The sequence below is a fragment of the Bradyrhizobium sp. genome (assembly GCF_028868675.1).
Lineage (GTDB): Bacteria > Pseudomonadota > Alphaproteobacteria > Rhizobiales > Xanthobacteraceae > Bradyrhizobium.
Genome location: NZ_JAGWUA010000092.1, coordinates 1 through 18,269 on the forward strand (window position 1 = coordinate 1; position 18,269 = coordinate 18,269).

General features: G+C 63.7%; 17 protein-coding genes, 1 tRNA gene and 1 pseudogene. 11 read left to right on the top strand and 8 right to left on the bottom strand.

Features of this window, described 5'->3' with window-relative positions; all coding sequences use genetic code 11:
- Positions 1-1,305: RNA polymerase sigma factor RpoD (gene rpoD, locus KGM94_RS13745; protein WP_300259690.1), on the top strand; the 1,305-nt coding region annotated here is incomplete at its 5' end.
- A gap of 415 nt (positions 1,306-1,720) precedes the next feature.
- Here the strand turns inward: rpoD and KGM94_RS13750 are convergent.
- Positions 1,721-2,062, bottom strand: a complete 342-nt coding sequence (locus tag KGM94_RS13750; RefSeq protein ID WP_300259691.1) for a hypothetical protein — start codon at positions 2,060-2,062, stop codon at positions 1,721-1,723.
- 130 nt (positions 2,063-2,192) lie between these two features.
- On the bottom strand, positions 2,193-2,720 hold the full coding sequence (locus tag KGM94_RS13755) for a hypothetical protein (protein ID WP_300259693.1): 528 nt from the start codon (positions 2,718-2,720) through the stop codon (positions 2,193-2,195).
- Positions 2,721-2,881: 161 nt separating this feature from the next.
- Here KGM94_RS13755 and KGM94_RS13760 point away from each other — a divergent pair, with 161 nt between their 5' ends.
- Positions 2,882-3,688, top strand: coding sequence for a lytic murein transglycosylase (locus KGM94_RS13760; protein ID WP_300259695.1), 807 nt, complete (start codon positions 2,882-2,884; stop codon positions 3,686-3,688).
- 27 nt (positions 3,689-3,715) lie between these two features.
- Here the strand turns inward: KGM94_RS13760 and KGM94_RS13765 are convergent, their stop codons facing one another.
- The gene (locus KGM94_RS13765) at positions 3,716-4,546 is read right to left on the bottom strand and encodes an SDR family oxidoreductase (protein ID WP_300259697.1); all 831 of its coding nucleotides are present in this window, start codon (positions 4,544-4,546) and stop codon (positions 3,716-3,718) included.
- Between the two features lie 124 nt (positions 4,547-4,670).
- On the opposite strand from KGM94_RS13765, the gene KGM94_RS13770 reads away from it, so the two are divergent.
- The 4 genes from KGM94_RS13770 to KGM94_RS13785 all read left to right on the top strand — a co-directional run bounded on the left by KGM94_RS13770 (position 4,671) and on the right by KGM94_RS13785 (position 8,225).
- Positions 4,671-5,045 carry a response regulator gene (locus tag KGM94_RS13770; RefSeq protein ID WP_300259724.1) on the top strand — a complete coding sequence of 125 codons (375 nt, stop codon included), beginning with the start codon at positions 4,671-4,673 and terminating at the stop codon, positions 5,043-5,045.
- Positions 5,046-5,107: 62 nt separating this feature from the next.
- On the top strand, positions 5,108-5,719 hold the full coding sequence (locus KGM94_RS13775) for a LysE family translocator (protein WP_300259699.1): 612 nt from the start codon (positions 5,108-5,110) through the stop codon (positions 5,717-5,719).
- A 632-nt stretch (positions 5,720-6,351) separates the two neighbouring features.
- Positions 6,352-7,575, top strand: coding sequence for a GGDEF domain-containing protein (locus KGM94_RS13780; RefSeq protein ID WP_300259701.1), 1,224 nt, complete (start codon positions 6,352-6,354; stop codon positions 7,573-7,575).
- Between the two features lie 26 nt (positions 7,576-7,601).
- Positions 7,602-8,225 carry a peptidoglycan recognition family protein gene (locus KGM94_RS13785; protein ID WP_300259703.1) on the top strand — a complete coding sequence of 208 codons (624 nt, stop codon included), beginning with the start codon at positions 7,602-7,604 and terminating at the stop codon, positions 8,223-8,225.
- A 108-nt stretch (positions 8,226-8,333) separates the two neighbouring features.
- Here KGM94_RS13785 and KGM94_RS13790 read toward each other — a convergent pair whose 3' ends face one another.
- Entirely contained in the window at positions 8,334-8,675 is a 342-nt protein-coding gene (locus tag KGM94_RS13790) for a hypothetical protein (RefSeq protein WP_300259706.1), read from the bottom strand.
- Positions 8,676-8,778: 103 nt separating this feature from the next.
- Here KGM94_RS13790 and KGM94_RS13795 point away from each other — a divergent pair, with 103 nt between their 5' ends.
- Positions 8,779-9,312 (top strand): hypothetical protein, encoded by a 534-nt coding sequence (locus KGM94_RS13795; protein ID WP_300259708.1) that lies wholly within the window; start codon positions 8,779-8,781, stop codon positions 9,310-9,312.
- A gap of 151 nt (positions 9,313-9,463) precedes the next feature.
- Here the strand turns inward: KGM94_RS13795 and rpoH are convergent, their stop codons facing one another.
- Both rpoH and KGM94_RS13805 read right to left on the bottom strand, forming a co-directional pair.
- On the bottom strand, positions 9,464-10,363 hold the full coding sequence (gene rpoH, locus KGM94_RS13800) for an RNA polymerase sigma factor RpoH (protein WP_300259710.1): 900 nt from the start codon (positions 10,361-10,363) through the stop codon (positions 9,464-9,466).
- 214 nt (positions 10,364-10,577) lie between these two features.
- The gene (locus KGM94_RS13805; RefSeq protein ID WP_300259713.1) at positions 10,578-11,585 is read right to left on the bottom strand and encodes an RluA family pseudouridine synthase; all 1,008 of its coding nucleotides are present in this window, start codon (positions 11,583-11,585) and stop codon (positions 10,578-10,580) included.
- Between KGM94_RS13805 and KGM94_RS13810 the strand changes: the two genes are divergently transcribed.
- The 4 genes from KGM94_RS13810 (at position 11,584) to KGM94_RS13825 (ending at position 15,709) form a co-directional block, all read left to right on the top strand.
- Positions 11,584-11,919, top strand: a complete 336-nt coding sequence (locus KGM94_RS13810; RefSeq protein ID WP_300259715.1) for a hypothetical protein — start codon at positions 11,584-11,586, stop codon at positions 11,917-11,919. The genes KGM94_RS13805 and KGM94_RS13810 overlap by 2 nt on opposite strands.
- Positions 11,920-11,974: 55 nt before the next feature.
- Positions 11,975-12,049, top strand: a tRNA-Glu gene (locus KGM94_RS13815).
- Between the two features lie 947 nt (positions 12,050-12,996).
- The gene (locus KGM94_RS13820) at positions 12,997-14,844 is read left to right on the top strand and encodes a glycoside hydrolase family 15 protein (protein WP_300259717.1); all 1,848 of its coding nucleotides are present in this window, start codon (positions 12,997-12,999) and stop codon (positions 14,842-14,844) included.
- The gene (locus KGM94_RS13825) at positions 14,837-15,709 is read left to right on the top strand and encodes an SDR family oxidoreductase (RefSeq protein WP_300259719.1); all 873 of its coding nucleotides are present in this window, start codon (positions 14,837-14,839) and stop codon (positions 15,707-15,709) included. Before KGM94_RS13820 ends, KGM94_RS13825 begins: the two co-directional genes overlap by 8 nt.
- Before the next feature lie 389 nt (positions 15,710-16,098).
- Here KGM94_RS13825 and KGM94_RS13830 read toward each other — a convergent pair.
- Both KGM94_RS13830 and KGM94_RS13835 read right to left on the bottom strand, forming a co-directional pair.
- Positions 16,099-16,452, bottom strand: a pseudogene (locus KGM94_RS13830) (ABC transporter substrate-binding protein); the annotation flags it as partial.
- 312 nt (positions 16,453-16,764) lie between these two features.
- Positions 16,765-17,991 (bottom strand): ABC transporter substrate-binding protein, encoded by a 1,227-nt coding sequence (locus KGM94_RS13835; RefSeq protein WP_300259721.1) that lies wholly within the window; start codon positions 17,989-17,991, stop codon positions 16,765-16,767.
- Between the last annotated feature and the right edge of the window lie 278 nt (positions 17,992-18,269).

Consider the following 18,269-nt stretch of genomic DNA (forward strand, 5'->3'; position numbering starts at 1 on the left):
GCCGAAGCCGACATGGACGACGACGAGTTCGAGAACCAGATGTCGCTCGCGGCGATCGAGGCCGAGCTCAAGCCGAAGGTCGTCGAGATCTTCGACAAGATCGCCGACAACTACAAGAAGCTGCGCAAGCTGCAGGAGCAGGACATCGCCAACCAGCTCCAGAACGAGTCGCTCTCGCCGCACCAGGAGCGCAAGTACAAGAAGCTGAAGGACGAGATCATCGTCGAGGTGAAGTCGCTGCGGCTGAACCAGGCGCGCATCGATAGCCTCGTCGAGCAGCTCTACGACATCAACAAGCGCCTCGTCTCGCATGAGGGCCGCCTGATGCGGCTCGCCGACAGCCATGGCGTCGCGCGCGACGACTTCCTGCGCAACTACCAGGGCTCCGAGCTCGATCCGCGCTGGCTCAACCGGGTGTCGAAGCTCTCGGCCAAGGGCTGGAAGAACTTCGTCCACCACGAGAAGGACCGCATCAAGGACCTGCGCCACGAGGTGCACCAGCTCGCGGCCCTCACCGGGCTCGAGATCGGCGAATTCCGCAAGATCGTGCACTCCGTGCAGAAGGGCGAGCGCGAGGCGCGCCAGGCCAAGAAGGAGATGGTGGAAGCCAACCTCCGCCTGGTGATCTCGATCGCGAAGAAATACACCAACCGCGGCCTGCAGTTCCTCGACCTGATCCAGGAAGGCAACATCGGCCTGATGAAGGCGGTCGACAAGTTCGAGTACCGTCGCGGCTACAAGTTCTCGACCTACGCGACGTGGTGGATCCGGCAGGCGATCACCCGCTCGATCGCCGACCAGGCGCGCACCATCCGCATCCCCGTGCACATGATCGAGACCATCAACAAGATCGTGCGCACCTCGCGCCAGATGCTCAACGAGATCGGCCGCGAGCCGACGCCGGAGGAACTCGCCGAGAAGCTCGGCATGCCCTTGGAGAAGGTGCGCAAGGTCCTCAAGATCGCCAAGGAGCCGCTGTCGCTGGAGACCCCGGTTGGCGACGAGGAGGATTCGCATCTCGGCGATTTCATCGAGGACAAGAACGCGATCCTGCCGATCGACGCCGCCATTCAGTCGAACCTGCGCGAAACCACCACGCGCGTGCTGGCCTCGCTCACTCCGCGCGAGGAGCGCGTGCTGCGCATGCGCTTCGGCATCGGTATGAACACCGACCATACGCTGGAGGAAGTCGGCCAGCAGTTCTCGGTCACGCGCGAACGCATCCGCCAGATCGAGGCGAAGGCGCTGCGCAAGCTCAAGCATCCGTCGCGCAGCCGGAAGCTGCGGAGTTTCCTGGACAATTGAATCGGGGTTGTTGCGGCTGGGCCAGGCCGCGCGATCAAAGAAATAAACGGCGGGCGAGAGCCCGCCGTTTATTTTTAGACATCAGTGTCATCCGGGGCTGGCGTGACGACAACCTTAAATAGAATACTACAGTGAGCTTGATGCGAATTGCAAGCAGATTGTTGATGAGGTCGGCGGCGGAGTGCGCCAGGCGATGTCGCGTTGGACGCTATTCACGTTGGAAGGCAGAAGCGCATGGCGGTGTTGATTGCACGCCGTTTTCTGCGGCGGCATCGGGTACGGTCTTCGGGACAACAGCGGCTTGCGGCATGTCCCGTTCACCGACGCACGCGATTGTGATGGCACATGGTCGCACGGAATTGTCGAGCGGGAACCGACGCTTGCCACTGGAATGCGCGATCGAAAGCGCGGTTGGCTAGCGGTGCGGCTGCCCCGGTCTCGCGGCGATCGGCCGCAGCCTGCTGCCACGATCGCCGCCTTCGTCGTGGCCTTTCCGGCCGTGTGCCATGATCGCGCTGCCCATCGCGGTCGAGCCGAACGTGATGAGGAAGGAACCGAGCAGCAGGAAGATGGCAACGCCGGGCGCGCGGTCGGCAAAAATCAGCTCGCGCAGATGTCCGGGATTGAGCAGCAGGAGACCGCCGACGAGCAGCGTCGCTGCGCAAGCGCCGATCGCGAGATTGATCGCGAGTAGGCGGAACAGCGGCATGCGCAGCAGCGCAATGCGCCGCGGTTCGGGACGTTCGTCGTTGGGCATGGCGGACGGCTTCGTGCTCGCTCCTTCGTCATGCGCGGGCCTGACCCGCGCATCCTTCAGAATGGACTGATGTCCTCAAATGGTTTCCCGGGTCAAGTCCCGCAATGACGGACGACGAGTGCGACGGCCCTCACGCCGCGGGCGCGGCCTTGGCGGCGCTCTCGGTCGGCTGCGCGGCCTCGTGTCGTGCGATCACGCTTTGCCACAGCGCGGCGATACTCGCCTGCGTCTGCGGCGCGATGAAGCAATGGCCTTCATTGTCGAAGCCGCAGAACCGTGCGGAGCGATCGCCTCTCGCCTGCGTCAGCGCCTGGTTGATCATCTCGAGGCAGGTCATCACCTGGCCGACGTTGTCCAGCCGCGTGTGATGCAGGACGTCGACCAGGCGGAACGCCATCACCGCGGGCTGGCCATAGGCGATGCCGGGCCGGCCGAACTCGAAGAACACGTTGACCGCGGGCAGCACGCGCTGAATGCGCTCGAGCACGCCGGCCGCATCCTCCGCGCTGCAGGCGACGAGATGCGCGGCCTGCGGTGGTGCCGCGGCCGGGGCCTTCGACGCGAACCCCAGCGAGGCAATCACCTCCTGCTCGATCCATTGCCGCACCGGCGCGGGCGCATTGCGGATCTGCTCGGCGGTCAGCGTGATTCCGGTCATGGCGATCTCCTTTTGCGCATCACTCTAGGAAGCCGCCCGCATGGGATGTTGATGCGGATCAAGCCGGCGCATTGCTCTGACGGGCCTGGCTTTGACGGGCCTCGCTTTCCCGGGCATGATCGCGCCTGCGTTGCGCGAACAAATCTTGAGGAAAAGTCGACATGCTGAGGCTCGGTCTGGCGGTGGCATCCATGGTTTTCCTCGCCACGGGCTCGGCCGAGGCCGCCCGCTGCGGCGGCGATTTCAGCGCCTTTCTCGCCGGCATGGCCCAGGAGGCGCAGGCCGCCGGGGTCTCCGCGAGCGTGACCAGCGCGGCGCTGTCGGAGGTCACCGAGGACGGCGCCGTGCTCGCCTTCGATCGCCGCCAGCGCTACACCTTCAACAAGAGTTTTGAGCAATACGTCTCGACCCGCGTCGGCGCCGGTCGCATCAACGGCGGCAGGGCCATGCTGCAGCGTCACGCCGCACTGCTCTCGCGCATCGAGCAGAAGTTCGGCGTGCCCAGGCAGATCCTGGTCGCGATCTGGGGGCTGGAGAGCGACTTCGGCAAGGGCGACATGGGCAAGCTGCCGGTGATCCGTACGCTGGCGACGCTCGCGCACGACTGTCGCCGCACCGAGCTGTTCCAGGGCGAGTTGCTCGCCGCGCTGAAGATCGTGCAGCGCGGCGACCTGCCGCTGCGCGACCTGATCGGCGCCTATGCCGGCGAGATCGGCCAGACCCAGTTTTTGCCGTCGTCCTACATCAAGTACGGCGTCGATTTCGACGGTGACGGCCGCGTCGACCTGCGCCATTCCGTGGCCGACGTGCTCGCCTCGACCGCAAACCTGCTGCACACCAACGGCTTCAAGATGGGCGCGCCTTACGGCGAAGGCACCGCCAATTTCGAGGCCATGCGCGAATGGAACAGAGCGCTGATCTACCGCAAGACCATCGGCTACTTCGCCGACCGGCTGGTCGGGCAGTGATCGGCCCGTCTCCCTCACTTCCCCTGCTCACTTCCCCTGCGCCATCTTCTCCAGCCGCCGCTGCAGCGGTGCCCAGTAGGTTCCGGGACGCAGGCGCTGCAAGATGTCCATGAAGCGGGCGTCGTTGCCGATCAGGATGCGCGGCTCGTTCTTCTCGATGCCCTTTATGATGCGCAGCGCCGCGGCCGTCGGCGTCGTCCTGGCCGCATTGTCGAAGCGCTCGATCGCCTGCGCGCGGCGGGCGTTGTCGGTCACGCCGGTGCCGGTGCGCGAATTGCGCGCGATGTTGGTCGCGACACCGCCGGGATGCACGACCGACAGGCGGACCGGGCTCTTCGCCACCGCGAGTTCGTGGCGGACGCTTTCCGAGAAGCCGCGCACCGCGAACTTCGCCGCCGCATAGGCCGACTGCCCGGGCGGGGCGATGATGCCGAAGATCGAGGAGATGTTGACGATGTGGGCCTCCGGCCTCGTCTTCAGATGCGGCAGGAAGGCGCGGGTGCCGTGCACGACGCCCCAGAAATTGATGTCGAACAACCACTCCATCTGCGCCTGATCGATCTCCTCGAACTGGCCGAGCAGGGCGACGCCGGCATTGTTGACGAGGATGTTGAGCTCGGGGTGCGCGGCGGTCGCCGCTTGCGCGAACTCCGCGATTCTGCCCGGCTCGCTGACGTCGAGCCGGTGCATGGTGACCTTGCGCTCCGCCCCGATCTCCGCGGCGAGCGCCTTCAGCCCGGCCTCGTCGCGGTCGGCGAGCGCGAGATCGCATCCGCGCCGGGCGAGCTCGGTTGCGAGCGCGCGGCCGATGCCGCTGGCAGCTCCGGTGATGGCGGCGGCGCCGCGGACTGCGGTCATGGTGGCTCCATCGGGTTCAACAAAGGGAACTTCCGTTTACATTTTTTTGCCGGAAGCGAACCATATCGCGGTTCCTTTTTTATCTCCGATTGCCGCCCGAAATCATCGATTTGGGAGTAGACGCATGGGACAGGCAAAACCGTTTCGTGCCGCTGCACTGATCGTGGAAGACGACGCTTCGCAGCGCGATATGCTTTGCATGCTGCTGGAGGAAAGCGGCTATGACGTGATTCAGTGCGAGAGCGCCGAGGCCGCCGAACGGGTGCTGGCAAGGGCCGCCGACGCGCTGTGTCTCATGATGACGGACGTGCAGCTCGCCGGCCCGATGAGCGGGATCGAGCTTGCGTATGTCGCCAAGGCCCGCAATCCGAATCTCGACGTCGTCGTGACGTCCGGTCGCCCGCTGGCGCAGCCGCTGCCGAAGGGCGCAAAATTCTGGGCCAAGCCCTGGGCGGCGCTGGACGTGCTGCGCGAGGCCGAAATCGCGCAACAGTCGTGACAGCCTGCGCGGAGGTCGCCGGCCGGCTTTGCCGTCCCCGGGAATGAGTGATATTGGCAGGCATGTCCTGGTCCTTCCTGCTGACCTCCCTGATCGTGGTCGCCTCGCCCGGCACCGGCGTGCTCTATACGCTGGCGGCGGCCTTGACCCGCGGCTCCCGTGCCAGCATCGCCGCGGCATTCGGCTGCACGCTGGGCATCGTGCCGCACATGACGGCGGCGATGCTCGGGCTTGCCGCCGTGCTCCACACCAGCGCGCTGGCGTTTGCGGCGCTGAAATGGTGCGGGGTCGCCTATCTGCTCTATCTGTCCTGGCAGGCGCTGCGCGAGCGAGGGGCGCTCGCCGTCGACGGCGAGATCGCGGAGCGCTCCAGCCGGCGGGTGATCGTGACGGGAATCCTCGTCAACATCCTCAACCCGAAACTCTCGATCTTCTTCCTTGCCTTCCTGCCGCAATTCATCGCCGCGGACGAAAGCCGTCCGCTGGCGCGGATGCTGGAATTGAGCGGCGCGTTCATGGCGATGACCTTCGCGGTCTTCGCTCTCTACGGCCTGTTTGCCGCTGGGGTCCGCGAGCACGTCATCTCCCGTCCTCGCGTGATGGTCTGGCTGCGCCGCAGCTTTGCCGCCGGCTTCGCCGCGCTCGGCGCCCGGCTGGCGCTTGCGGACCGGTAGGCTCCTTCTTCACCTCGCCCCGCTTGCGGGGAGAGGGAGAAGGCAGCCAATAAAAAAGCGGGCCCAGGCCCGCGATCGTCACCGTCTCTCATTTGACGCCCGGGCGGAGCGAGGCTCCACCCGGGCAAAGAACCAGAAGCGAGCTACTTCTTCTTGGCCTTCTTGGCCTTCTTCGCCTTTTTCGCCTTCTTCGCTTTCTTAGCCATAGTATCCTCTCAGGGGTTAATGGTGAAACGCGACGCGAGGGATGCTCGGCGGAGGGCCAGCCTCGCAACATCCTCAAGTGTAAACTCAGCAGATTCGCGGCGCGCTGCCCCGCGCCGTCACGCTTCTGTCATTGCGTTATCCACAGCTGATATGCATTTTCGGGTGATTTTCGCGCGCGAATCCGCTTACTGCGCCGTCCGCGCCACCGCGCGCGGTGCGAACCGCATCCCACGCAACATCCCTAACGATCCGAAAACCTCCCGCCCGCGTTCATCAATCCAAAACCAAAGACCGACGTTTCGGAGATCGCGGTGAGACTCCATTAAGCGCGCCGCGCGCATCGTTCTCCGCAAGAAAACGGGGATGGTCATGGGCGAACGGCTACCGAGGACGGGGGGCGGGACGATGCGCGCGCTGCGGTCGCCATGTTGAACGTGCCGACACTCTGGACGGTGTTCGTCGTCAATTTCCTGGCGCTGGGCCTGATCTGGGCCTATGTGACCCGTTCCTATCCCAAGCTCGACGCGGCGAAGTTCTGGACCGGCTCCGCGCTGATGGCCGCGGGCGGTGCAGGCGCCGCGATCACGCGATTGGCCACGGACAGCCCTGCGCCCTTGCTCCTGGGCGGCGCGACCATGGTGTTCGCGGTCTGCCTCGCGGCGATGGGCATCCGGCGTTTCTACGACCGGCCGGTCTCCTGGCGCGCCACCGCGCTGACGGTCGGTGTGAGCACTTTCGGCATGGTGTTCTTCACGATCGGCTACGACAGCATGCCGCTGCGCATGCTGTGCTATTCGCTCGGCCAGTCGGTGCCGCTGGCGCTGACGCTGAAACTGCTGCTGGTCCAGCCGGACGGCAAGGCCAATCCCGGCGCCAGGCTCGCCGCCAAGGTCATCATCGTGATGATCGCAATCTACGTTGCGCGCGCGATCGGCAACGCCATGGGCGGCAACTTCGCGGCGGCGGCCGGCGGCCACGCGCATTCCGTGGTGGTGCTCGGACTTCTGTTCCTGTCGATGGCGCTCAATTTCGGCTTCCTGCTGATGGCCGTGGACCGGCTGCGCAACGAGGTCGCCGACCTCGCGCTGCTCGACGATCTCACCGGCGTCGCCAACCGGCGCCATCTGCTGCAGCGCCTGACCGAGGAGTGCGCCCGCTCGGACCGCAGCGGCGAGCCGTTCTCGCTGCTGGTGATCGACCTCGACGGCTTCAAGACCATCAACGACACCCATGGACACGCCGCCGGCGACGCCTGCCTGCAGCATTTCACCCTGATGGCGCAGACGCGGCTCAGGGCGGGTGACATGCTCGCCCGCACCGGCGGCGACGAGTTCTGCGTGGTGTTGCCGTCCTCGACCCTGCGCGAGGGCGCCATGATCGCTCGCCGGCTGCTCGACGTCTGCCGCCAGGACGCCGAGGGCTGCACCGGCGACGACATCCCGATCGCGGTCTCGATCGGCGTCGCGCAATGGGATCGCGGCACCGGCCTGTTCCCGGACCGGCTGATCGCCAATGCCGACCGGGCGCTTTACGCCGCCAAGAAGGACGGCAAGAACACCTTTGCGGTGCACGATCCGGCGCCGACACTGCAGCCCGAGGCTCCGCGCGGCCTGCCGCGGTCGCACGCCAACATGCGCGAGGCATGCTAGGGTCTTCGCCGCTGGGGACCCGCCTCATGATTTCTCGCCGTCTCGCCGCCGCGCTCGTCGCGCTGGCACTGCTTTCTCCCGCCGTTGCCGCTGATGCCGAACTCGCAAGAATTGCGCGCTCTTCCGGCACGCCCGCCATTCCCGGGCTGAAAATGGTCTGGCTCGCGCCCTGGGGCGAAGTGGCCGACGCCCACCCCTGGCGCAACATCATCGTGCATCAGACCGAAGGGCCGGCGGGCTCGGCACGTGGCGGCGCGCTGGAGCAGGCAAGGAATCCGACCCGGCGCGGCGTCACGGTATGGGTGGAGACCGACGGCACGGTCTACTGGGCGGTCGCCGAGACTCTGGTGCCGACCCATGGCGACGGCGCCAACCGCAACGACAACAAGTATATCGACAACAAGGCGACCTATCGACAGGTGGTGCGCAACAATTCCATCGGTGTCGAGTTCGCCGGAAACTACCCCGACGTGAGGAAGGAGCCGACGGATGCGCAAGTCGCGGCCTGGCGGATCCTCGTGCGAGTTCTGCGCACGCGCTACGACATCCCGCGCGATCGCGTCTATGCCCACAACTGGATCGACTACAAGGACGCGCGTTATTGCGAAGGCTGCAAGCTCGCGACACTGGCGCGGGAGTGGGGGGAGTAGGGCTGCCGTCATTCCCGCGCGCCGCGTCGGCCGCGAGCCCGGAATCCAGCGCATCAATCTCCAGATTCCGTGTTCGAGATTTCCTCGCGCCCTGGAATGACGGAAAACTCAAATCGGCCGCGCCATCCAATGGAAGAAGCGGCTGACGAGGCCGGGCGACCGGCGCGGCGGCTCGGCCTCATCGGCGGCGAGCACGCGCTTGAAGAAGAAGTCCAGGAACAGCATGTCGTTCGGTTCGGTGACGGAGAACTTCTCCTCGCCGAAGAACACCGTGTAATCATAGAAGAACGGCCCGACCAGCGGCACGGTGGCGGTGCTGGCGTTGTCCTTGGAGATCACGAAGTCCGCAGGTTCGAGGCCGTGCCTGCGCATCTCCGCCTCGACCAGCGGCAGCTTGCGCATGAATTCGGCGGAGAAGCCGCCGACGGTGGATTGCAGGATGATCGACACGCCGCCGCTTCGCAGTCCTCGGGCCGTTGCTGATCCGTTGGTCGGTTGACCGGCAGGGGCGGTTCAAGCAAGCTCGGCTGCAGGTCAGGCAGGGGAGGGGCTCATGGCCGGAATTGCCGCCGGACTGAGGCGCGCGGACTGTTGCGGGGCGGGCGAAACGACGCGCGGTTCGCCGTCCTGCGGCCTGCGCACCCTGCGGGCGATCGGGGTCTTGCCGGGACTCGTGCTGCTGCTCTGCGCCTCGCTGCTGCTCGCGCTGGAGGTGCCGAGCAAGCCGTTTCTCGACAAGAACAGCTTCTTGATGTCGTCGGCTGGCTTCCGCATCCAGGTCGCCAACGACGCCCCAGGCAAGAAGGCGCTGAACGCCCTGCCGCCGCACCGCTTCGTGGTGCACAAGATCGGCAACGACGTGCACTATCTCTATGCCGAGCCGAAACAGTGCGTCTGCATCTTCATCGGCACCGAAGCCGCCTACAATTCCTATCGCGTCATGTTGAGCCGGGCCGCCGACCAGCCTGCCGGCGTCTCGGCCGACTACAAGACGCAGGCAAGCGCGTTGCTGAGCGGTCCGCCGACCTCGTTCTATTCGCTGAACGAGAACCAGACGCTCGCCGACTATCTGCGGAAATATTATTGAGCGGCTGCGTGCTCCTCAGCGGGCTCCCTTCCCCTGCAAGCGGGGCGAGGTGAAGTCCGCGCATGCGGCGCTCTCCCAAAACAAGAAAGCCGGCGTTGCCGCCGGCTTTCCGTGTCGTCGATCCGCCAATTGGTGGCGCGTGAACCGCGCCTCAATGCGCGGCTTCCAGCGCCGCCTGTTCCTGCCTCGCGATCGTGCCCTTGACCGCGGCCTGCACCTTCTCGAAGGCGCGGACCTCGATCTGGCGGACGCGCTCGCGCGACACGCCGAACTCGGCGGCGAGGTCTTCCAGCGTCATCGGCTCATCCGCGAGCCGCCGCGCCTCGAAGATGCGGCGTTCGCGCGCGTTGAGCACGCCCATGGCGCCGTGCAGGGCGTCACGGCGATGATCGTACTCCTCGTGCTCGGCCATCAGGGCTTCCTGGTTGGGCGAGGTGTCGACCAGCCAGTCCTGCCATTCGCCGGCCTCGCCGTCGTCGCGGATCGGCGCATTCAGCGACGCGTCGCCGCCGAGGCGGCGGTTCATGTCGATGACGTCCTGGTCCGTGACGCCGAGGCGGCTCGCGATCAGCTTCACCTGGTCGGGGCGGAGATCGCCCTCGTCCAGCGCGGAGATCTTGCTCTTCGCCTTGCGCAGGTTGAAGAACAGCTTCTTCTGGTTCGCGGTGGTGCCCATCTTCACGAGCGACCACGAACGCAGGATGTACTCTTGAATCGACGCCTTGATCCACCACATGGCGTAGGTGGCGAGGCGAAAGCCCTTTTCGGGCTCGAAGCGCTTCACCGCCTGCATCAGGCCGACATTGCCTTCCGAGACGACCTCGGAGATGGGCAGGCCGTAGCCGCGATAGCCCATGGCGATCTTGGCCACGAGGCGGAGATGGCTGGTGACGAGTTGATGTGCCGCGTCGCGATCGTCATGCTCGCGCCAACGCTTGGCGAGCATGTACTCCTGCTGGGGTTCCAGCATTGGGAACTTGCGGATTTCGGCGAGGTAGCGGGAAAGGCCGGATTCTCCATTCAGAACCGGCAAAGTAGCTGTACGGGCCATTGAGCGCCCTCCAAAGTGTTCAGGCCCCCGACAGCGGCGGGCCAGGCAGACGACCGCTTGGTTAAAGCCGGCCGTACCGCGATGTTCCGCGTCGATTTCGACGCAGGCGCAACATACACCATCGGGGATCATTTAGGGAAGGATTGCTGACGTCACGACCCCGTGTGGCTGCTATAACTTTTTGTAATGTAAAGGCTTTCCAAAGAGGTCTGCGTCATAGCGCCGCTTTCAGGCGCCTTTCCAGGAGAAGCAAATCCTCCGGCAGCGGGCGTTCCCAGTGCAGGAGTTCTCCTGATCTCGGGTGCTCCAATACCAGCATATAGGCATGCAGGGCTTGCCGCCCGAGGGCGGCCAGCGCAGCCTGCGATTGGGGCCCGAGCTGGTTGGCTTTGGTCTTGAAATGGGGGCCGTAGACGGAATCGCCGAGCAGCGGATGGCCGATATGGGCGAGGTGGACGCGGATCTGGTGGGTGCGTCCGGTCTCGAGCTCGCAGGCGAGCAGCGAAGCCACCGGCTTGCCGTCGCGTCCGGCAAAGCTCTCCTTGACTTCCCAATGGGTCACGGCTTGGCGGCCGCCCTGGCGCACGGCCATCTTCTCGCGCGCGTGCGGGTGGCGGTCGATCGGCGCATCGACCGTGCCGCGGGTGCGGCCCGGCACACCCCAGATGAAGGCGAGATAGCCGCGCCGCATCGCTCCCGTCCGGCCGTGGTCGGCGAACTGCGCCGACAGCGACTGGTGGGCGAGGTCGTTCTTGGCGACCACCATCAGCCCGGTGGTGTCCTTGTCCAGCCGGTGCACGATGCCGGGGCGGCGCACGCCGCCGATGCCGGAGAGGCTGTTGCCGCAATGGGCGATCAGCGCGTTCACCAGCGTGCCGGTCTCATGGCCGGCCGCCGGGTGTACGACCAGGCCAGCGGGCTTGTCGATGACGATGATGTCGTCGTCCTCGTAGACGATATCGAGCGCGATCCGCTCGCCCCTGGGCTCCGCAGGAGCGACTTCCGGCACGTCGATTGTGATCGTATCGCCCGCCGCGACGTGATAAGCGGGGTCGCGGATCGGGGCCGCACGAAGCGTCACCGCACCCGCCAGAATCAGGGTTTTCAGCCTCGAGCGCGACAGCTCCGGCACGCGCGCCGCCAGCACGCGATCGAGCCGGGGCGATCCCTCGCCGCCCTCGACCGTGACCTCCAACCTCTTTGCCTGCCCAGAGTCGTCCATGACCGAAACCGCTGTTCCCGAACCGACCCCCGAGCAGGCCGCGCTGTTTTCGCGCGTGCGACGGATGATGCTGATCGCGGGATTGACCACGGCGCTCGCGATCTGTGCCGTGCTGATCGCCGTGGGCTACCGTCTTTTCAAGAGCGAGGGAAGCCGTGTCGAGAGCACGGACGTCACCGCCACCCTGCCGAAGGGCGCGAAGCTCGTCTCGACCGGGATCGCCGGCGACCGCCTGGTCGTGACGCTGGACGTCGGCGGGACGGTCGAAATTCGTACCTTCGACGCCCACACGCTGAAGCCGGCGGGAAGGCTGCGATTCGCCAACGAGCCGTAAAGTCCCGGTTCGGCCTTGCGGCCGGCGGAATTCGAGGCTATTCGGTAGCCCTTACGCTCCCTTCGTCTAGCGGTTAGGACGCGGCCCTCTCAAGGCTGAAACAGGGGTTCGATTCCCCTAGGGAGCGCCAGAAAAATCAATTGCTTAGATATCCATGGCGGCGTTCGTCGAATAAGCGTCGAATAAACGCCCACGAACGATAGCGCATTCTCGACGCAACTCTTCATTCCGCGATCGGAGACGACTGGCTCAGAGATCAGGTTTGATCCCGCCACTCTCGCGCACCGTGATCTCGCGAAGCGGCTGAAGGTCGCGGCCGACGCTCTGCCGCCGGGCTGGATTGCAGGACACCTTCCGCGACCGATGCATCTCGATCGATGCATGCGTGCACGAACTGCGGCGAAAGCGCCGGCTCAGATATCCCGCCGAACTCGGGCGTCAGCATGCGCTGGGTATCTGCCCCTATGCTCTTGCACGTCACGGCATTGTGCAAGATCACCTTCTCGGGGCAACGGTAGGTCCAAATCATGATGTCCTCCCCGCGAGCAGGTAAGTTCGCGATCATCGGACCGAGCGCGCGCGGTCTCAAGAAATACCGTAGATCTTGTGTAAGTTGCCATATCACGGGAAGGACTGCGGCGGCCTCCACAACTATCTCAAGTTTCGCGGCTATTTCAATGTCACGGAGTTGTTTTCCTGCCTTGCGGCGTGGCTCTATCGCGCAATATGGATCATCGGCGCAAGATCGCTCAGAGCCTCCGCCCCCGAGCAGTTGGGATTACTCGACGCATGTCGAGAATCGTTCAGTCAGCTCAACTTCGACGCTGTGGGCCATGACGATCGCAGGCGAATGCTTTCGTTAGACCTGTAGCCGACTTCCCGGGATTGTCGGCGTCCGTCACGAGTCCACCTCAAGCCGTGTTGCCGCGCCGGTCCCTTTGCCGACTTTGAGAGGCGCTCGATCTCAGCGCCGAATACCGGCTCGACCCAGATAGCCCTAAACCTAAGTCTAGTCCGTTATGGCGTCTGTGAAGGGAACTGGAACGGAGCGACCTGCTTGGATAAGTGGGATTCTCTATGACCCAAATCGAAGACTATGCGCTCATCGGCGATTGCGAGACCGCAGCCCTGATAGGGATTGACGGCTCGATCGATTGGCTATGTCTCCCGCGGTTTGACTCCGACAGTTGCTTCGCAAGGCTGCTCGGATCTGACGACAACGGATATTGGCGCCTCGCGCCCACGCGGTGGAGGTCGCTCGAGCGGCGCTATCGACCGGGCACCTTGATCCTTGAAACGACCTTCATCACCGGCGAAGGACGCGTTCGCGTCACCGATTTCATGCCGCCGAAACCCGGCGCGTCCAGGATTGTCCGGATCGTCGAAGGCCTTCAGGGTCGCGTTGAGATGCAAAGCGAACTCGCGGCGCGCTTTGAGTATGGCGTTACTGTACCATGGGTCAGCCGCCTTGATGATGGCGCAGTGTCGCTGGTGGCCGGAGCGTCCAAGCTGGTGCTGCGAAGCGACGTGCCGGTCCACGGGAAGGGCATGAGGACCGTGGGCTCCTTCATCATCACGCAAGGCAAGCTGAAGGCCTTCGAACTTTCCTATCAGAGTTCTCACCAGGAAGAGGTGCCCGCTGCAGATCCGTTTGACCTCCTCACCTACACCGAGCGCTTCTGGCGGGACTGGTCCGGTCGTTGCGCAACATCTGGTCTCTATTCGGACCATGTTCTCCGGTCTCTCATCACGCTAAAGGCCCTGATATTCCGGCCAAGCGGCGGCATAGTCGCTGCCGCGACCACTTCGCTGCCCGAGCAGATCGGCGGCTCCAGAAACTGGGATTACCGCTTCTGCTGGGTTCGCGATGCTACCCTCACTCTGCTCGCATTGATGGGAGCGGGATATTACGATGAGGCGCGCGCCTGGCGCGATTGGCTCATCCGTGCGGTCGCCGGCAGCCCGAGCCAGCTTCAGATCATGTATGCCGTCTCTGGCGAGCGCCGGCTGACGGAGTGGGAAGTGCCGTGGCTTTGCGGCTACGAAAATTCCAAGCCGGTCCGCATTGGAAACGCCGCGCACACCCAGCTGCAGCTGGACGTCTATGGTGAGCTCACGGATGCGCTTTATCAGGCGCGCTGTGGCGGCCTTCCCGAGAATAGGAGAGCCTGGGCGATCGAATGCGCCCTGCTGGCCCATCTCAAGGACATCTGGACCGAACCCGATGAAGGAATTTGGGAGGTTCGTGGCGGCCGCAAGCAATTCACCTACTCGAAGATCATGGCATGGGTGGCGTTCGACCGGGCCATCAAATCCGCCACGGAGTTCGGCATGCACGGGCCGGTAGAAGAGTGGAAAGCGATCCGCGACGCCATCCACGCCGATGTATGCCGAAACGGATACGACAAGGATCGTGCGACCTTCGTGCAGATCTATGGCGAACCGCAGCTTGATGCCAGCCTGCTGCTGATCCCGGCCGTAGGCTTCCTGCCGCCGGACGACCCACGCGTGATCTCGACGGTGAACTCCATCGAACGCGAGCTGGTCGCGGACGGCTTTGTGCGTCGTTATGATACAGACGCAACCAAAGACGGTTTGCCGTCGGGCGAAGGCATGTTCCTGGCGTGCAGTTTCTGGCTTGCGGATGCCTATTATCTCATTGGTCGGAATAGGGACGCCAGAGCGCTGTTCGAGCGGCTGCTGCCCTTGTGCAACGGCGTCGGCTTGTTGTCCGAGGAATACGACGTCGCCCGGCGCAGGCTGGTCGGCAATTTCCCGCAGGCATTCTCGCATATCGCCATGGTGAACACTGCCCATAACCTCACTCATCGCGACAAGCCGTCGGAAAAGCGCGGCGGAAGCAAAGCGCTGCGAAGCGAAGGCGACGAGAGGACTCACGGACTCGAGGGAGCCGAGCATGCCTAAAGCCAACACCGATCCAGCTGCGCCTGCGCATCCCGGGGTGCGGCAGCGCCCCCCGAGCCGCTTCCCCATTGTCCTGGAAGGACAACCCGCCCTGGTGACCGGCGCAAATTCCGGGATCGGCAAGGCGGTTGCACTGGGTCTTGCCGCGTCGGGCGCCGACGTCGTCGTCAACTATGTCGTCGACCCCGCAGCCGCAGAGGAGGTAGCGCACCAGATCGAAGCCGGCGGACGGCACGCGCTTGCGATCAAGGCAGACGTCAGTCGTGAAGAGGAGGTCCAAGCCATGTTCGCGACGGCCGTCGATCATTTCGGGACGCTCCACATTGCCGTCAACAATGCCGGCCTGCAGCGCGACGCACCTTTGCTCGATATGACGGCCGAGCAATGGAACAAGGTGATTGCCGTTAACCTGACCGGCCAGTTCCTGTGTGCGCGGGAAGCGGTACGAGAGTTCAAGAGGCGCGGCGTGACGCAAGAGATTTCGGTGGCTGCCGGCAAGATCGTGTTCATGAGCTCGGTCCATCAGGAGATTCCCTGGGCTGGTCACGCCAACTATGCCGCATCGAAGGGCGGAGTGATGCAGTTGATGCGAAGCATCGCGCAGGAGGTGGCACCGCTTGCGGTCAGGGCCAACGCCGTGGCGCCGGGGGCCATCCGTACGCCGATCAACCGCCCAGCCTGGGAAACCTCCGAAGCCTACCGCAAACTGATGACCCTAGTGCCCTACAAACGCATCGGTGAACCTGACGACATTGCCCAGGCCGTCGCCTGGCTTGTCTCGGATGCGGCCGACTACGTCACGGGCGCCACCTTGTTTATCGATGGCGGCATGACGCTTTTTCCGGGTTTTGCGACCGGCGGCTGATAGCGATGCTCGGCCCCTGTCTATCCGAGCGCGCGTCCACCAAATGTGAAGGCAGGCTTCGCTCCAAGCGATACCGCGAGGTACGCGATGGCGCAATTTACGTGTCTCGCGAGCGCGAGTGCCGGTGTGCATCGAAGACTCGAGGGGCGCTCGCGAATCGCCAACACGTTCTTGATCCGGTCGGTCGGCGAAGTCATGAACGCGATATCATCGTCGCTCAGGACGAGCACGCGTCGCTTAAGGTCTGGCCTCGGGCACAATGAACGTCCCGGCTCGCATCGGTAGGGGAACGGCGAGGGGCCGCGGGCCTTCATCCAGCGGAAACCTCATTGAGCGCATCGTGCCGTTGCAAGGCGTTGTTTGACTCCCTCGCTCAAGCCTTTAAGGCGTGCGACATTCGGATCGCGGAAGTAATCGAACTTCAATTCCTGAAAGTTGTTCGAACCGACATTGCCGCGGACTTCGTTTGCCCAATAGCGGGGCACGCGTTCGTAGAGGACGTAACGGTCGGGCTCGAATTGCTTGACCCGATAGGCGCCGGAACCAAGGGGAGGCTCAAGCGTCGTCTTTGAAATGTCCCGCCGCTTGCCGGATTTGTCTAATCCCTCCCAGCAATGCTGCGGCAATACGATAAGCTGTCCCATGACCTGGGGCAGCTCTCGGATCCCTGGGGCATCGAAGTGGAATTTGACCTCGCGGCCGCCGGTCTTTTCGGCGTGCACGACGTGGCGCTAGTAGACCGACAATTGCGGGAGGATTAATTCGGTCGACCGAGATGCCAAGTTCGCGGTAACGCTCGACGGTCGATGCCGCGTTCGGAACCCGGCTCGAGGAAATGTGCGCCGTTGACGCCACCTCTCGAAGCGTTGTCGCGTTTCAGATGATAGGCCGGGTGCGGTGCAGGAAATTCTTCGGACGCGATCGGGGAGTTGGATTCCATCGCCCGTATCAGGCACTGTCGTTGCGAACACCCGGGGTCGACCGGTCAGCGCGTGCCCGAACCGCGAACAAGCGGTCCGGGCTTGCAAGTATCTGCTCGCGCGGTCCGAGATGCCTCAGGCACCGCTGGCTTCGCCACCCATGATCGGTCCGAACCGCTGCCAGGTTTCACCCTTGAATCGGATCAGCTGCAGCTGCCTGATCGGGGCAAAATTGCTCGCGCTGGTGTTGATGGCGATTCCGGGCAGCAGCATGCCTGGGTTGAAATTTTTCAGGTTCGCGGCCTGTTTCATGATGTTCGCACGCGTCAGATCGTTGCCGCACTGCTTGAGCACCTGAACCATTGTACGAGCCACGGCATATCCATAGACGGTTGATGCGTCGGCTTTGTCTGCATCGGGCGCATACTTGTTCATGAATGCGTTCCACTGCTTCATGTCCTTGTCGCTCTTCCATTCGGGATCGGTCGCATCCTTCAGATAAGCCGCCGAGATAATTCCTTGCGCAGCGTCAAGGCCGGCCGGCTTCAGGACGCTTCCGACGGAGGCGCTCACATTGTTCAGGAAGAACATCGGATGCCAGCCGATTTCGTTCGCCTTCCGGATTGACTGCGCGGCGAATTTCGGGGTCGAAAAATCAACAAATACGTCAGCTCCGGACGCCTTCAGGTTGACGATTTCCGAGTCGATCGCCGGCTCCGATACGTCATAGGCCTGTTCCGAGACAATCATGCTCTTTGCCTTGTCGCCGAGACCATCGGTCAGACCCTTGAGGTAGTCCTTGCCGTAATCGTCGTTCTGGTAAAGAACGCCAATCTTCGCGTTCGGCTTATTCTTCAGAATGTACCTGGCGTAAATGCCTGCTTCGGCCTGATAGCTAGGTTGCCAACCCATCGTCCATGGAAAGTCTTTCGAATCATTCCATTTGGTTGCGCCGGTTGCCACAAACAGTTGCGGCACCTTCTTCTCGTTCATGTAGCGACGAATGGCCGTGTTTGTCGGCGTGCCCAGGGAATTGAAGATCAGGAGCACCTGATCGTCTTCGACAAGCTTGCGAGCCTGCTCGACGGTCTTGGGCGGACTATATCCGTCATCGTAGGAGATGAAGTTGATCTTGCGGCCCTTGACGCCGCCTTCGTCGTTGACCTTGTGGAAATAGGCCGCCTCGACGTGACCAATAATACCATAGGCGGACGCGGGACCGCTATATGGCATGATATTCCCGATCTTGATTTCGGTATTGGTGGCACCGGGGTCGTATTGGTTGGCCGCCAGCGCGGACACGGCTGTAACCATGAGGGCGACAGCCGACACCGTTGCGGCTCGCCAGAATGCAGGGCGCATCGTCCTACTCCTCGTTGTTTCGCCTTCGGAAAGGGAAGGTGAGGTGAGACGCCCCTTCGCGGGACAACGCGGTTTCTTCGATTTGGTTCAATATTTGTCACCGATGATTACCTGCTGTGCGTGCGCCTGAGACATTTGCTTGCACCTGCTTGCACCGTGTCTCCCACCGCCTGCTTCGTTCCGAAGCAGACAGCGCAACAGCCCAACCTATCCGCCACAATCGCGTCACTGCTCCCTCCTGCTGGACGGGGCCATGAACGGAACGAGCTTTCTGGCCT